The 15,117-nt window shown below is 53.1% G+C and carries 12 protein-coding genes and 1 tRNA gene; 2 read left to right on the top strand and 11 right to left on the bottom strand.

Annotated elements, in window-relative coordinates; translation table 11 throughout:
- Positions 1-29: 29 nt before the first annotated feature.
- Positions 30-818, bottom strand: a complete 789-nt coding sequence (locus tag R8377_RS03505; RefSeq protein WP_317643686.1) for a 16S rRNA (uracil(1498)-N(3))-methyltransferase — start codon at positions 816-818, stop codon at positions 30-32.
- Between the two features lie 234 nt (positions 819-1,052).
- Here R8377_RS03505 and R8377_RS03500 point away from each other — a divergent pair.
- Both R8377_RS03500 and R8377_RS03495 read left to right on the top strand, forming a co-directional pair.
- Positions 1,053-1,139: transfer RNA gene (locus R8377_RS03500), tRNA-Leu, on the top strand.
- A 139-nt stretch (positions 1,140-1,278) separates the two neighbouring features.
- Positions 1,279-2,127: a TrmH family RNA methyltransferase gene (locus R8377_RS03495; RefSeq protein WP_317643592.1), complete on the top strand. Its 849-nt coding sequence runs from the start codon at positions 1,279-1,281 to the stop codon at positions 2,125-2,127.
- Between the two features lie 391 nt (positions 2,128-2,518).
- Here the strand turns inward: R8377_RS03495 and R8377_RS03490 are convergent, their stop codons facing one another.
- The 10 genes from R8377_RS03490 to aroQ form a co-directional block, all read right to left on the bottom strand.
- Positions 2,519-3,814, bottom strand: a complete 1,296-nt coding sequence (locus tag R8377_RS03490) for a uracil-xanthine permease family protein (protein ID WP_317643591.1) — start codon at positions 3,812-3,814, stop codon at positions 2,519-2,521.
- Positions 3,815-3,976: 162 nt separating this feature from the next.
- Positions 3,977-4,492 (bottom strand): metal-sulfur cluster assembly factor, encoded by a 516-nt coding sequence (locus R8377_RS03485; RefSeq protein WP_317643589.1) that lies wholly within the window; start codon positions 4,490-4,492, stop codon positions 3,977-3,979.
- A 22-nt stretch (positions 4,493-4,514) separates the two neighbouring features.
- Positions 4,515-5,129 carry a Fe-S cluster assembly sulfur transfer protein SufU gene (sufU, locus tag R8377_RS03480; protein ID WP_317643588.1) on the bottom strand — a complete coding sequence of 205 codons (615 nt, stop codon included), beginning with the start codon at positions 5,127-5,129 and terminating at the stop codon, positions 4,515-4,517.
- A gap of 58 nt (positions 5,130-5,187) precedes the next feature.
- Entirely contained in the window at positions 5,188-6,459 is a 1,272-nt protein-coding gene (locus R8377_RS03475) for a SufS family cysteine desulfurase (protein ID WP_317643587.1), read from the bottom strand.
- Between the two features lie 52 nt (positions 6,460-6,511).
- Positions 6,512-7,291: a Fe-S cluster assembly ATPase SufC gene (sufC, locus tag R8377_RS03470; protein WP_317643586.1), complete on the bottom strand. Its 780-nt coding sequence runs from the start codon at positions 7,289-7,291 to the stop codon at positions 6,512-6,514.
- Between the two features lies 1 nt (position 7,292).
- On the bottom strand, positions 7,293-8,519 hold the full coding sequence (gene sufD / locus R8377_RS03465; RefSeq protein WP_317643585.1) for a Fe-S cluster assembly protein SufD: 1,227 nt from the start codon (positions 8,517-8,519) through the stop codon (positions 7,293-7,295).
- A 1-nt stretch (position 8,520) separates the two neighbouring features.
- Entirely contained in the window at positions 8,521-9,975 is a 1,455-nt protein-coding gene (gene sufB / locus R8377_RS03460) for a Fe-S cluster assembly protein SufB (RefSeq protein WP_317643685.1), read from the bottom strand.
- Between the two features lie 278 nt (positions 9,976-10,253).
- On the bottom strand, positions 10,254-11,915 hold the full coding sequence (gene pyrG / locus R8377_RS03455; RefSeq protein WP_317643583.1) for a CTP synthase: 1,662 nt from the start codon (positions 11,913-11,915) through the stop codon (positions 10,254-10,256).
- 96 nt (positions 11,916-12,011) lie between these two features.
- Positions 12,012-14,588 (bottom strand): excinuclease ABC subunit UvrA, encoded by a 2,577-nt coding sequence (locus tag R8377_RS03450; protein ID WP_317643580.1) that lies wholly within the window; start codon positions 14,586-14,588, stop codon positions 12,012-12,014.
- A 2-nt stretch (positions 14,589-14,590) separates the two neighbouring features.
- Positions 14,591-15,082 carry a type II 3-dehydroquinate dehydratase gene (gene aroQ, locus R8377_RS03445; RefSeq protein ID WP_317643684.1) on the bottom strand — a complete coding sequence of 164 codons (492 nt, stop codon included), beginning with the start codon at positions 15,080-15,082 and terminating at the stop codon, positions 14,591-14,593.
- Positions 15,083-15,117 lie beyond the last annotated feature (35 nt).

The raw sequence follows: 15,117 nt of genomic DNA, 5'->3' as shown, positions 1-15,117 counted from the left end.
CCTGAGCGCAGGGCTGCTCTCGCTAGCGTTTACGCGTCAAAGCGCGAGATAAGATCGCTCAAGACTGAGAGCGCTACTGGTCCGGCGCTCGAAGCCCGCAAAATATTGTTACCTAAGGTGGTCGCAATCGCGCCTGCAGAGACGAAAGACTGGGCTTCCTGCTCGCTAATACCACCCTCCGGCCCCACAATCACCGAAATCGTATGAGCGCCTGATTGCGTGCTCAGAGCCCGCACCGAATCTCGCGTCTGAGCCCACGATTGCGTAGCGTCTTGATGAAGGACAATCACCAGCGAACCGGCTTCACTCTGCTGAGAGCAGTATTGGGCAAGCTGGCGGCTACTGAGGCACTGGTTGAGCTCAGGTTTCCAAGCTCGCCGGGATTGCTCAGTGGCCGAGCCTAAGAGATTGCTCCATTTGCGCTCCATCTTGCTGGCTTTCCACTTCACGATAGAACGATCGGCCTGCCATGGGATCACCGCATCGACGCCTATCTGGGTAGCCATATCGACCGCTTGCTCGTCATGACCGCCCTTAGCCAGCGCCTGCACCAGAGCCAGTTTCGTAGTAGGCTCAGCTTCTTTACCAACGGTCGTGACTTCCACCAATCCCGATTGCGCGTCGCGAAGGACGGCCTGGATACGAAGACCAGCGCCGTCTGAAAGCTGCAACTGATCGCCCTCGCCCAAGCGCATGGCCTGCAAGGCATGTTTGCGCACATGCTGTGGAAGGGTTAATCGCCATCCGGTATGAAGTTCGTCAGTATTGACCGGCGTGTCATCGCAAGTGGGATCAAACAGAAAAAGCGGATCAGTCATACTCACCAGATTAACCGCAAGCCCCGAACTCAAGCCTCAAATCCCTCTCCAGTCCTCTCGTCATCAATTTTGGGCACTTTCTCACGCTATGCAAACACTGGACAATGCGGGCGCGTTAAAAAGTGCCCAAAAAGAAAATATATGCCGCACCTGTACGAGGGCGACACGCTGACCGGTTAGTTTTGTGCATTCGCGCTCGCTAGGTGGTATAGTGTATATGTTGCAAATTGCACTGTCCGGGTGGCGGAATGGTAGACGCGCTAGCTTGAGGTGCTAGTGCCTATTTATACAGGCGTGCGGGTTCAACTCCCGCTCCGGACACAAGGTTTTTCGAGATACTCTTCTTTTCTTTCATGTCCTGCTACGGCAGGCTCTCTCCCCCCGCAGGTAGTCTCCTAACTCTAGAATTGTAGAAGACGCTTCGACTATGCATATACACTCGGCAACGAAAGGGCATTCCATGCGCATTGTGCACATTGACTCTATAGACGATGAACGTTTGGATGCTTACACTCATTTGACTGAGCTACAACTGCGCAACCGCTTAGAGCCTGAAAAGGGACTCTTCATCGCTGAATCTCCCAAGGTCATAGACCGCGCTTTGGCCGCCGGAGTTGAGCCGATCTCCTTCCTCGTCGAAGAGCCTTGGCTGGAGGGAATGACGCAAACGTTCGCTAGCGTTGAAGAGCGCTGGGGGCAGGATGTTGCAGTGTACGTGGCTTCGCCCGAAGAATTGAAACTCATAACTGGTTACCGCCTGCACAGAGGGGCCTTGGCAGCTATGCGCCGGTGGAAACTGCCCACTGTCGAGCAAATATGCTCCGGAGCTAGGCGCGTGGCAGTGATGGAAAACATTGTGGACCATTCGAACGTTGGCGCTTTAATGCGTTCGGCAGCAGCGCTCGATATTGATGCGGTCTTGGTAACTCCCTCTTGTGGAGACCCCCTCTACCGTAGGTCTGCGCGTGTTTCTATGGGCACCGTTTTCCAAGTGCCGTGGACACGCATTGGGGGCGACGACCCGGAACTTTGGCCTGCAGCAGGCCTAGCAGAGCTCAAACAGCTGGGTTTCACCACGGTTTCGTTAGCGCTGCGAGACGATTCACTCTCCCTCGACGAATTAGTCGGGCAGATGCACGATGGGCGTATCGATAAAGTTGCGCTCATTTTCGGAACCGAGGGCGACGGACTTTCAAAGGAAACCATAGAAGGAGCCGACCTGACAGTTCGTATCCCCATGAGCCACGGAGTCGATTCGCTCAATGTGGCCTCTTCCTCCGCCGTGACCTTCTACGCAACCCGCATCTAACCTTCTGTTTCTTTCCGAACTCTACTCTCCAATCATCAGCGTGTAAGCCCTACTCCCAGCTTGCAATATTAATTTTGGGCACTTTCTCACACACATATATCACCTTGCCGGGTTAGAGCGTGAAAAAGTGCCCAAAATTGAAAAGCGGGCGACTGATCGTTGGAATTACAGGTTTTTGCTTAGCGGATTATATTTTGGGCACTTTTTCACACTTGCATACGATGCAATTACTTCGCGGTGTGAGAAAGTGCCCAAAATTGCTACAGAGACCGGTTGAGCTGTAGCTGCAGCGGACGAGAAATGAGTTTTGGGCAGATTCTCACACTTGAGTTCCACGGGGAGACAGGAAGCGTGAGAAAGTGCCCAAAATCGTTTAGCTCGTCAGAATAGGTTAGGGCTTGGGGGTGATGTAGTCGTTTGAGTCGATGCTACCGCGGAGATTGCCGAGAGCTTTGAGGCCGTGGTACATGACTAGCGTGGCAACCGATCCGATGGCAATGCCGTTGAAGGAAATGCCCTGAATAGCGAAGGTGAAGTCAGCGATTCCGACAATCATAACTACCGCGCCGACCGTCATATTGACCGTCTTACCGAAGTCAACCTTGTTTTCGACCCAGATGCGCACGCCGAGCATACCAATCATGCCGTAGAGCAAGGTGGTAACTCCGCCGAGCACTCCCCCAGGAATCGTGTTGATGATAGCGCCGAACTTGGGGCACAAGCTCAGCAGGAAAGCGAAGAAGGCTGCGCACCAGTAGGCGGCTGTGGAGTAAACCTTCGTAGCAGCCATGACACCAATATTTTCTGCATAAGTGGTAGTACCTGAACCGCCGCCAAGACCTGCGAAGAAAGTGCCCAAGCCGTCTGACAAGAGAGCGGTACCAATCTGATCGTCATAATCGCGGCCCGTCATGAGCGCTACCGACTTGACGTGGCCAATGTTTTCGGCAACCAAAACCAAAACCACCGGAATAAACATGGCCAAGACTGTGAAATCAGCTTGGGGCAGGTGGAACTTGGGCAATCCGAACCAAGCAGCTTCACTGACGGCAGTGAAGTCGACCTCGCCCTGGATGACGGCGAAAATATAGCCTACGACTACACCTAGGAGAATGTTGAGTCTACCGATGAGACCTTTGAAGAGGACTGATATGAGCATGACAGCCAGCAGCGTCACCAGAGCAGTAACTGGAGCCACCTGGAAGTTCTTCCAAGCAGAGGGAGCCAGATTAAAACCGATGATTGCTACGATAGCGCCAGTCACCGTCGGCGGCATGACGATGTCAATCCACTTTGCTCCAGCATAGTGGACGATAACGCCGATCAGTGCTAGCAGAGCACCCGTCACCATGATGCCGAAGGAAGCGACAGCGAGGCCCTTGTGGGCGGTGGTGACTGCTACAACAGGGGCTATAAAACCAAAAGAGCTGCCAAGATAACTTGGCAGCCGATTAGCGTTTAATAACAAAAACAGCGCTGTAGAAAGCGCTGTAAAGAACAATGTGGTTGACGGATCAAAACCAGTCAATATTGGAACTAAGAAGGTCGAACCAAACATGGCAATAACATGTTGAGCTCCAATACCTGCGGTTCGCGGCCAAGTCAGTCGCTCATCAGGTTCAACCACTTCGCCTGGAGCTAACGATTTGCCGTTTCCATGGAGTTTCCAGCCCTTGAAGATAGACATGCGATGTGCTTTCTTCTCATTCGCCGTGCCGGTCACGGCGGACCGGAAACCCCATATTATTACAAAAAGCCGACGAAGTGCTCTCAATTAGTTAGACCGTAAAGCCTGTAAACACTTGCGACACGCCATGAAAAAACAGTAGTCAGCAAAGACGCATATCACTCAGTCTGCAATGGGCAAATTATCGACATCAAAACCTATAGCAGCCAGCTGTTCCTTGCCTTCAGGAGTTATCATGTGTAGCGACCAGCGAGGCTTCCAAGTCCACTCAATCCGAAACTCCTCGACAAGACCAGCCAGCATCTGCGCGCACTCGTCTTCAATCAGATCCGTCAGCGGACAAGCAGGAGTGGTCAAGGTCATAGTGATGATAGCCCGACCTTGCTCATCGATCTCAACACCATAGACAAGGCCCAAATCCACTACATCAATACCTAATTCGGGGTCAATCACCTGGTGAAGAGCTTCGCGAACATCTTTAGCCGTGGCCCGCCCGATCTCGTCAACAGCCCTGAGAGGGATTGCTTCGGCTCCGAGCGTACTCATCTGCGAAAGAGCTGCCTCGTCAACGATAGAGGACGAACTTCCACGCTCTCCTAGACCGGAAGAACTTGCCTGCGAATCCGCTTTATTTACTGAATCTTCTACCGGTAATGAACCTGCGACATCCTGTTCCATTGCACCATCCGCTTTCTTGTTGTTACCGCTCACACTCATCCTGCTGACCATCAGAAGCCTGCGCATTGCTGCCCATCTGAGTCAGGGCTTGAGCTACAGATGCTTTCATGCCCTCCCAACCCAGCAGAGCGCATTTAATACGCATAGGATACTTCGAAACACCTTGGAATACCACTGCATCTCCCAAAGCTTCATTTGCTGCTTCGTCTTGCAACCCGGCACCGCGAGACTCCATCAATTGACGAAAATCGCCAGCCAATTTCATGGCCGCATCCACGCTCTGCCCTTGGACCAAATCGACCATAATCGACAAGCTAGCCTGCGAAATAGAACAGCCCTGCCCATCCCAAACAATACGTTCGATGCGGTTAGGCCGCCCGTCAGAACCGTCGGAAACTTCAACATGGATGGTAGCCGTATCGCCACAAGTGGGATTAAACTGCTGAGACTGCGCCGGAACACAATACTCATGCTCGCCCTGCAAGGTTGTCTGCGCCTGCGAAGCGGCTACAACAGGACCTGTACTCGACTGCTCAGCCAGTTCAATCCGCCCGTGGGGGTGCTTGGAAGCGTCCAGAATGACCTCTTGGTACATCTGTTCCAATTCCTGCTCACTCATGCCATAATCCTCTGCCATGCTCACCAACCTACCTGCATCCCTAGTCCTGTATCAATAACTGAGCTTGAAGTGAACGCTAGGCTTTGAAAAAGGCACGAACCGCCGAAACTGCTTCGAGCAGCCGGTCCGCTTCGTCAAGCGTGTTGTACACTCCGGTAGAGGCACGATTGGAGGCAAAGACACCAAAGTGACGGTGCACAGGCTGAGCGCAATGGTGGCCAACTCGAATAGCGATACCGCGCGAATCAATAAATTGCCCCACATCGTGCGGATGGACGCCTTCGACTTCAAAAGATACCGTGCCGATGCGGTGCTCTGGGCTCTTGGGGCCTAAAATACGCACCCCTTCAATGTTTGCAAGCTGAAGCAGTTCGGCAGTCATCGAACGCTCGTGGGCCACGATGCGGTCAAAACCAACCTCGCGCATCCAATCGGCCGCAACCCCAGCCGCAACAAGCTGAGCCACCGGCTGCGTACCAGCTTCGAAGCGGGCCGGCGGTGCCATATACTGCGCCGGCTGGTCGATGAAAGCCAGCTCAACCATCGATCCACCAAAATTCGCTGGCGGCAAGGCCTCTAGCAATTCGCGCTTGCCGTAGAGAAAACCGACACCGGTAGGCCCATACATTTTATGGGCACTCCAGACCGCAAAATCAACATCGAGCTGGTGGAAGTCGACAGGCAGATGCGGCACGGACTGGCAGGCATCCAAAATGACCATAGCACCGACTTCGTGAGCCCGACGAACAATGGGTTCCAAGTCCGTAATTGCACCAGTCACATTGGAGACATGGGTTACAGCCACAAACTTCGTGCGCTCAGTAATGACCTCATCGGCTGTATCTGAGCGAATACGGCCTTCGCTATCTAGCCCAAACCACTTAAGCTGGGCGCCTGTGCGTGCACACAATTCTTGGAAGGGCAACAGCACCGAGTGATGTTCGGCCTGCGAAACCACCACTTCGTCGCCAGGAGCCAGGGCAAATCGCTGAGCCTGCTGCCCTCCCCTACCCAAGCTAGCGTTACCAAAAGCAGTTGCGAGTAGGTTTAGGCCGCCAGTCGCACCAGACGTGACTACAAGCTCTTCTTGACCGGGCTGTGAGGAAACACCAACCAACTTCGCAACTTGAGTGCGCGCCTGCTCAAAAGCCAGCGTAGAACGCGCCGCCAGCTCGTGAGCTCCCCTATGAACACCCGCATTATCTTGTTCGTAAAAATGTGACTCCGCTTCGATGACGCTCATAGGCTTTTGCGCAGTCGCTGCCGAGTCCAAATACGCTAGAGGGTGGCCGTGCACCTGCTGTTTGAGAATCGGGAATTGCTCACGTATATATGCGAGATTCTCCATGACTGCCACCCTCTAGTTGTATGCGTCAACTACGAATACTATCCAACACTCATTAAGCCAGTGCAGATTCGGAATCAGAACCCTCCGGCAAGTACTGGTCGTAGCCGCTTTCTTCCAACTCGTCAGCCAATTCAGGGCCGCCAGTCTTTACAAACCGCCCTTCCGCAAAGACGTGGACAATGTCGGGCTTGATGTACTTCAAAATCCTCGTGTAATGCGTCACCATCATAATGCCCAAGTCAGTATTGTCTTTGGCGCGGTTAACTCCCTCTGACACGATGCGCAGAGCGTCCACGTCGAGGCCAGAATCAGTTTCGTCCAAAATAGCAAACTTGGGCTTCAAAATCTCAAGCTGAAGCACTTCGGCCCGCTTCTTCTCGCCGCCCGAGAACCCCTCGTTGACCGAACGCTGAGCAAACTTAGGATCCATCTTGAGGCGCTTCATAGCCTCGTTCAGATCCTTAGTCCAGGTACGGATAGGAGGAGCCTGACCGTCAATCTCGGTCTTAGCAGTGCGTAGGAAGTTCGTCATAGAGACACCGGAAACCTCTACCGGATATTGCATGGCTAAAAAGAGACCGGCCTTAGCACGCTCATCTGCCGTCATCTTGAGCAAGTCTTCCCCATCGAGCAAGGCTTGGCCGGAATCGACAATGTACTTAGGATGACCTGCCAGCGTGTAAGCCAAGGTAGACTTACCCGAACCGTTAGGCCCCATAATAGCGTGAGTCTGGCCCGACTTCATGGTCAGATTAGCGCCTTTAAGAATTTGCTTGCGACCTTCCTTGGTCTCAACGGAGACGTGCAGGTCCTTAATTTCGAGTGTTGACATCTTACTTACCCTCCAAAACGTGCTTCATATCTTCGCTCTCGCCTTTGGAGAGCCTGCGGTCAATCACATCCATCAAATGGCCTGCCACGCTGGGCACGCCGATTTCTTCGACCAACTCGCCAAAGAAGCCCCGAACTACCAGCTTGCGAGCATCCTGCTCTGAGATTCCTCGGGATTGCAGATAGAAGAGTTCTTCTTCTTCAAAACGCCCCACCGAACTAGCATGACCAGCACCGACAATGTCGCCGTTTTCAATCTCCAAGTTTGGTTCGGAATCAGCAACAGCGCCCGGGGTCAGCACCAAGTTACGGTTCAGCTCATAGGAATCAGTGCCCGGCGCCGTGGGCTGAATGAGCGCATTGCCCACCCAAGTCGAATGAGCTTTCACTCCATCAAGTGCGCCCTTGTAGACTACGCGAGACTTACAGTTGGGATGGTTGTGGACCACCATAGTGCGATGCTCCATGTGCTTACCCGGATCTACGAAGTAAATGCCGAGCATGTTGAGCTCGCCAGCTTCCCCGCCGAACTCTTGGTCCATGCGAATACGAACCACATCGCCGCCCAAGGTCACCACTGAATGGCGCAAGGTTGCACCAGCGCCCACGTGAATACGCTGGTTAGCAACTTCCTTAGCGGTTGGTTCCCACTCTTGGATGAAGGTCGTGGAAATATGCGAATCAGCTCCGGTGCGAATTTCAACACCTTCAGCTAAGAGAGCATCGCCTTCGTGTTCTACCACGATATCGGCGTGAGTACGCGCTTCGGTTTCTATCATCAAGTGAAGAGAGTCTAGCTGAGGACCGCCGCCCACAATCTTGACCAATACCGGCTGGTCAATCTCACCAGAAAGCTTGATAACCTGCGACTGCTTATTGCTGGCCCACTCTACTGCCGAGACCTTATCGTTGGGCTTTTGCACCGTTCCAGAAGGCTCCTGCCCCATTTCAACAGTGCTGAGTGAAACTTGGCTAGAATCGACCGTGCTGCCGTCTATCATGGTCACCGTGCAGCTAGTCTTACCAGAAGGCTCAAAGACTTGGTAGAACTCCTCTAAACGCTCTACCGGTGTAAAGCGCCAGTCTTCCTGCTTGCGCGTTGGAATGGCGTAATCATCGGGGTTGAAGGAGCGAATAGAGCGATCCGCACTCGAAGGCATACGCGCTGGTGCTGCGTAAGGATCAGCGCTATCGTCCTGAGGCATTTGAATTTCTGCTGTTGTGCTCATATCAGCCAACCGATCCTTCCATTTGCAGCTCGACTAGACGGTTAAGCTCAAGAGCATATTCCATCGGCAGTTCGCGAGAGATGGGCTCGACAAAACCGCGAACAATCATGCCCCGGGCTTCTTCCTCACTCAAACCGCGGCTCATCAGGTAGAAGAGCTGATCTTCGGAAATCTTCGAGACCGTAGCCTCGTGAGACATGGTCACATCGTCTTCGCGCACATCCACGTGAGGATACGTATCAGAACGAGAATAATCATCGACCAAGAGCGCATCGCACACTACCGACGAAGAGGAGTGCTCAGCGCCCTTAACAATCTTGACCAAACCGCGGTATGCAGCACGACCCAGATTACGAGAGATGGACTTAGAAACGATAGTTGAAGAAGTGTGCGGGGCCAAGTGAATCATCTTAGCGCCCGTATCTTGATACTGTCCTTGTCCGGCAAAGCCCAAAGACATAGTCTCGCCCTTGGCATAGGGCTCAGCCAAAATGCAAGCAGGATACTTCATAGTGGCCTTAGAACCGATGTTGCCGTCGACCCATTCCATCGTGCCGCCCTCACGCACGTAAGCACGCTGGGTTACTAGATTGTAGACGTTGTTCGACCAATTCTGCACGGTGGTATAGCGCACGCGAGCATGAGGCTCAACAATAATTTCCACGATTGCGGCATGCAGCGAATCAGTCGAGTAGATAGGCGCGGTGCAGCCCTCTACGTAATGCACGTATGAGCCCTCGTCAGCGATAATCAAGGTGCGCTCAAACTGGCCCATATTGGGCGTATTAATGCGGAAGTAGGCCTGAAGTGGTATGTCAACATGCACGCCCTTGGGTACATACACGAACGAACCGCCAGACCAAGCAGCCGTGTTCAAAGCCGCAAACTTGTTGTCATCTGCGGGAATGACGGTGCCGAAATACTTCTTGAATAGCTCAGGATGCTTCTGCAAGGCAGTGTCGGTGTCCATAAAAATGACACCCTGTTCTTGAAGATCCTCACGAATAGAGTTGTAAATCACCTCAGATTCGTATTGAGCGGCCACACCCGAGACCAAGCGCTTCTTCTCAGCTTCAGGAATGCCTAAACGGTCATAGGTGCTCTTGATGTCTTCGGGCAAATCTTCCCAAGACTGGGCCTGTTTATCGAGCGGTTTGACGTAATACTTAAAATCTTGCGCATCGAAACCGCTTAAATCCACACCCCACTTGGGCATGGGCGCATCGACGAATGCCTTGTATCCTTGCAGGCGGCGCTCTAGCATCCACTCCGGCTCGTGTTTATCTGCTGAAATGGCGCGCACAACATTCTCGTCTATGCCCTTCTTCGCAGCTTCACCGGCAGCGTCGGAATCATGCCAACCGTAGTTGTAGTCACCAAACTGAGAAAGAATCTCATCGTCTTGTTTGATTTTGTCTTCGTTGACACGAGAGCGGTCAGCTACGTACTGACTCATTTCGACATCTCGCGTCGTATCCGTCTGCTTCGAGCTAGTACTCACGCCTGCGGACCTCCTAACACTCTTTGGCTACTACAAGAGCAACCGAGCTGATACTCCAAGAATACTGGTCTACCGTACAAACCGCTAGCGCGAGGGACTGTGAAATAACTTACCTTTGCGAGTTTGTTATTCTCATGAGCAGCTTGGCATAAGCAAACGCCCGCTGCCATGCACCTTCTGCAAGCAACGGACGTTGACATGAACTCTTATGAAAGGAGCTCAGACGCATTCATTTAGTGTCGGGCAGCTTCATGATCCAAGCTAGCCTTAACCAAACCTGCGAACAGCGGATGCGGCTTGGTTGGGCGAGACTTGAACTCTGGATGCCCCTGCGTACCAACATAGAAGGGGTGAGTACCTTGAGCAATCTCAACAAACTCGGTCAGCTCACCATCTGGGCTGGTACCCGAAATCTTGAGTCCAGCCTCATTCAAGCGCTGCTTGTAAGCTACATTCACTTCATAACGGTGACGGTGACGTTCGCTTATCTCAGTGGAACCGTAAAGCTGGGCTACAAGAGAATCATCTCGCAAAACAGCCGGGTAAGCACCCAACCGCATAGTGTGCCCCATATCGCCGTCGCCATCCACAATGGACTTTTGCTCTTCCATAGTTGCTACTACGGGGTTGGCGCAGCCTGGCTCAAACTCAGACGAATTGGCATCTTCCAAGCCAAGAGCATCACGAGAGTATTCAATGACCATAGATTGCATGCCCAAGCAGATGCCCAAGGCTGGTAACTGGTGCTCACGGGCATAGCGCAGAGCACCTATCTTGCCGTCGACTCCTCGCGATCCAAAACCGCCGGGCACCACGATACCGTCGATATCTCGTAAGGCTTGCTCTGCACCAGACATGGTTTCGCAATCATCAGCAGTGACCCACTTAACATTGACCTTGGCCCAATTAGCGAAGCCTCCGGCCTTGATGGCCTCAGATACAGACAGGTATGCGTCAGGCAGATCGATATACTTGCCGATAATGGCAACATTGACCTCGCGCTTGGGGTGGTGCACGCGTTCCAGCAGATCATCCCACTCAGCCCAATCGACGTCGTGGAAGGGCAGACCGAGCTCGCGAACCACGTACGCGTCCAAACCTTCGTCGTGCAAAATCTTGGGTACGTCGTAAATCGAAGGCGCATCTACACAGTTGACAACACCCTCGGCATCGACATCGCACATCAAAGAAATCTTGTCTTTGACGGAATCAGTCAGGGGGCGGTCGGAGCGCAAGACGAGCGCATCTGGCGCAATACCCAACTGACGAAGAGCCATGACCGAATGCTGAGTTGGCTTGGTTTTGAGCTCGTGAGCCGCCGCAATGTAGGGCACCAACGAGACGTGAACGAACATGCAATTGTCGGCACCAATATCTCGGCGGACTTCGCGGGCAGCTTCCATGAAGGGCTGAGATTCGATATCTCCGACCGTACCGCCAATTTCGGTAATGATGACGTCCACATCGTCGCCAGCTTGAGCACGCATGCGGCTCTTAATCTCATTAGTGATGTGGGGAATGACCTGCACACACTGGCCTAGGTACTCGCCAGCGCGCTCCTTACGCAAGACCGACTGGTAAATTTGGCCAGTAGTCACATTGGCTTTTTGCGTCAGGAAGATGTCAAGGAAACGCTCATAGTGACCGATATCTAAATCGGTTTCAGCCCCATCTTCAGTCACGTAAACTTCGCCGTGCTGGAAGGGGTTCATAGTGCCGGGATCGACGTTAATATAAGGGTCAAGCTTCTGCTGAAGTACTCGAATGCCACGGCTGCGTAAGAGCCTGCCGAGGGAGGAAGCGGTTAAGCCTTTACCGAGAGATGAGACAACGCCACCGGTGACGAAAATGTGCTTGGTAACGTGCTCTTGAGAATTTCCATGTTGTTTAACCATGGAACTTCAGCCTATCAGCTCTTGTAGACCTTTTGGGCTCGTTCGCTCAATGATAGAAAGCAAAAAGCTGAGAGCTGTTCTTACAGCTCAAAAAGCTTATGACACGCCCAAATGTTGAGCCAAATACCTGCCCGTAAGACTGCCCAAGTTGCCGGCAATTTCTTCTGGAGTGCCGGTGGCAACGATACTGCCGCCATCTTGGCCTCCGCCGGGGCCCATGTCAATCACGTAATCCGCGTTGGCAATCATGTCCAAGTCGTGCTCAATGAAAACGACAGTAGCCCCGCCATCTAGTAAGCGCTGCAAAACAGCGATGAGAGTACGCACGTCGAGAGGATGCAGCCCAGTAGTGGGCTCGTCCAAGATGAAGAGAGAATGCGACTGCTCTTTACCCAGCTCGTTGGAGAGCTTGAGCCGCTGGGCTTCCCCGCCCGAGAGCGAAGGCGTGTCCTCCCCTAGCTTCAGGTATCCAAGTCCCAAGTCGCACAAGGTCTCGAGTGAGTGGAAAATGCGCTTGCCCAAAGACGATTGCAGACCTTCACATACCTCCTTGGCCTGAGCAACATCCATATCTAGCATGTCAGGCAGGCTTATAGGCTTTGGATGATGCTCAGTTGTAATCGTCACCTGTCGAGCCTCATCCTTATAGCGAGAGCCTTGGCATACCGGGCAAGTGATGGTCACGTCAGGCAAAAACTGCACATCCAAGCTGATTTGGCCCGTACCATCGCACTGAGGACAGCGCAAGGAACCTGTATTGTAAGAGAAAGCCGACACGTTGAACCCTAAACGCTTGGCAGTAGGGGTCGCAGCAAAAAGCCGACGCAGCTGGTTCATAATCGCAGTGTAAGTGGCAATCGTTGAGCGCACATTGATACCGATTGGAGAAGAATCTACCAAGCGCACACGAGTAATGCCAGCAGGATCAAACTGCTTGACATGCGCAGGCAGAGGCACATGCTCGCTCTGGGCTTCAAGAGCCGGCAGCAGGGATTCTAAGACCATAGTCGTCTTGCCAGAGCCAGAAACCCCAGTCACAGCAGTCATTCGACCACGAGGAATCGAAACATTCAAAGGATGAACTGTGTGGAGTGAATCAGTTGTCATGCGCAACCACTGATTTGTCGCACCGCCACCACGAGTGCGCTCGGAAGGTAAGAGCAGGCGCTTACGAACCAAGACCGGTTCTGTGGCTGACAAGAAACCAGCTATACGAGAATCTGAATTATGTGCAATCTGCTCAGGCCTGCCTTGAGCTATAACTTGACCGCCTAAACGGCCAGCGGCCGGACCCATCTCAATAAAGTAATCAGCAGCTTTCAGCACTGTAACGTCATGGTCTACAAACACTACCGAATTACCTGAAGCCAGCAAGTCGCGCATGACCCCTATAAGTCCCTCAATATTCGCAGGGTGCAAACCAGTTGAAGGCTCGTCGAGCACATACAAGACACCAGTAGTCTCGTTGCGCACCGCCCTCGACAGCTGGGCACGCTGGCGCTCGCCGGTCGAAAGTGAAGCCAAAGAACGGTCCAAAGTCAAATACCCCAAACCGAGTTGAAGCAAGCGCTCTCCCATATCTTCGAGCGTTTCCACCAGACTTTGGGCCATCGCTTGCATGTCTTGAGGTAAGTCAGGCACTACAGTGAGTGCCCAAGTCGTAATGTCTTGCAAGGTCCAAGCAGTAACTTCGGATAAATTGTGATCCTGGATGTGCGGGGCTCGCGCTGCTGGATTGAGCCTGCTGCCCATGCAATCTGGGCAGGTACGCTCAATTAAGAATTTAGAGACTTTGGCCAGTCGTTTGTCGTCGCTAGCTCGTTCCAGCTCTTTTGTGACGGTCAAACGCGCATTGCGGAAGGTAAAATCGAGCTCGTGGACACCCTTGACTGAGGTGATAGTGATATGCTTCTTTTCCTCAGGGCCATTGAAAACAATATCTCGTTCCCAATCGCTCAAGTCTTTCCAAGGCACATCTGTACGCACACCGAATTCACGGACTATACCTGGCTGCACGTTAAAACCAAAAGTGCGCCAAGGCACAACTGCCCCTTGGTCAATGCTCAGATTCTCGTCTGGAACTAGGCTGGCATCATTGACTTCGCGGATGGTGCCTGTTCCTTGGCAGGTTGGGCATGCTCCCAAAGAATTAAATGCCAGCTCTTCAGCCGAGGGCGGCTTGACCTGCGCTCCGCAGACCGGGCAGTCAAAAGGAATTTCAGCAGCGACCTTCATCGTGGGTGGCACATAATGCCCATTGGGGCAGCGATGGGAAGCCAGCCGCGAAAACATGAGTCGTAAAACGTTCAACAGCTCAGTTGAAGTGCCAAAGGTTGAGCGCATCCCACCAACTCCCGGCCGTTGACGCAAGGCCAGCGCTGGCGGAACGAAACGGACAGCGTCTACCTGGGGTTTCTGCGCCTGTGTCATTCTGCGGCGCGTGTAGGTTGAGAGTGCATCTAAATAGCGGCGCGAGCCCTCCGCGTACAAGACACCTAGAGCCAATGACGACTTGCCGGAGCCTGAAACCCCAGCTATACCCACCAACTGGTTGAGCGGTACTCGTACGTCGACATTCTTCAGATTGTGTACTCGCGCACCGAGGACTTCGATGACTTGAGGAACATTAGAAGATTGCTCAGAATCTTGATTCCTAGACCGCTGCAAAGACATAGTTAGTCTGCACTCTCTCGCAAGGTGTGGGCCACCGATTCAAGAGCTAGCTTGTAGCCGTAGAAACCCATGCCGGTAATGGTTCCAGTAGCAACTGGAGAAATAACGCTATGCCGCCGGAAAGCTTCGCGTGAGGCAGGATTGGAGATATGAACCTCAAGTAAAGGCAATCCTGCACTAGTGACCTGGGCTGCGGCATCAGCCAGACCGTAGCTGTAATGAGTAAAAGCCGCCGGATTCATCACAATTGGCGTGCCCTGATCCACGGCTTCATGCATCCACGAGATGACCTCGCCCTCGTCATCGCTCTGGCGTACTTCTACCTGCAAGCCAAGCTCACGCCCCCAGTCTTGACAGTCCAGCCGAAGGGTTGCCAAATCCTGGTGACCATACACGTCCGGCTCACGCACGCCTAAGCGCCCAAGGTTGGGACCATTGACCACCACAACCTTCGTTGGCTTCTGCGATTGACTATAGTGACTGCCCTCGTTCATCATGCTCTCCTCTTCAATACAGCCGCTATACCGCG

This window comes from Bombiscardovia apis, assembly GCF_033095945.1.
Lineage (GTDB): Bacteria > Actinomycetota > Actinomycetes > Actinomycetales > Bifidobacteriaceae > Bombiscardovia > Bombiscardovia apis.
The sequence above is the reverse complement of the archived record's forward strand: the minus strand, read 5'-3'. Positions and strand labels throughout refer to the sequence as shown.

What these genes read in the sequence shown, in the direction of transcription:
- R8377_RS03505 (WP_317643686.1), bottom strand. Translation starts at nt 818, where the DNA reads ATGACTGATCCGCTTTTTCTGTTTGATCCCACTTGCGATGACACGCCG.
- R8377_RS03495 (WP_317643592.1), top strand. Translation starts at nt 1,279, where the DNA reads ATGCGCATTGTGCACATTGACTCTATAGACGATGAACGTTTGGATGCT.
- R8377_RS03490 (WP_317643591.1), bottom strand. Translation starts at nt 3,814, where the DNA reads ATGTCTATCTTCAAGGGCTGGAAACTCCATGGAAACGGCAAATCGTTA.
- R8377_RS03485 (WP_317643589.1), bottom strand. Translation starts at nt 4,492, where the DNA reads ATGGAACAGGATGTCGCAGGTTCATTACCGGTAGAAGATTCAGTAAAT.
- sufU (WP_317643588.1), bottom strand. Translation starts at nt 5,129, where the DNA reads ATGGCAGAGGATTATGGCATGAGTGAGCAGGAATTGGAACAGATGTAC.
- R8377_RS03475 (WP_317643587.1), bottom strand. Translation starts at nt 6,459, where the DNA reads ATGGAGAATCTCGCATATATACGTGAGCAATTCCCGATTCTCAAACAG.
- sufC (WP_317643586.1), bottom strand. Translation starts at nt 7,291, where the DNA reads ATGTCAACACTCGAAATTAAGGACCTGCACGTCTCCGTTGAGACCAAG.
- sufD (WP_317643585.1), bottom strand. Translation starts at nt 8,519, where the DNA reads ATGAGCACAACAGCAGAAATTCAAATGCCTCAGGACGATAGCGCTGAT.
- sufB (WP_317643685.1), bottom strand. Translation starts at nt 9,975, where the DNA reads ATGAGTCAGTACGTAGCTGACCGCTCTCGTGTCAACGAAGACAAAATC.
- pyrG (WP_317643583.1), bottom strand. Translation starts at nt 11,915, where the DNA reads ATGGTTAAACAACATGGAAATTCTCAAGAGCACGTTACCAAGCACATT.
- R8377_RS03450 (WP_317643580.1), bottom strand. Translation starts at nt 14,588, where the DNA reads ATGTCTTTGCAGCGGTCTAGGAATCAAGATTCTGAGCAATCTTCTAAT.
- aroQ (WP_317643684.1), bottom strand. Translation starts at nt 15,082, where the DNA reads ATGAACGAGGGCAGTCACTATAGTCAATCGCAGAAGCCAACGAAGGTT.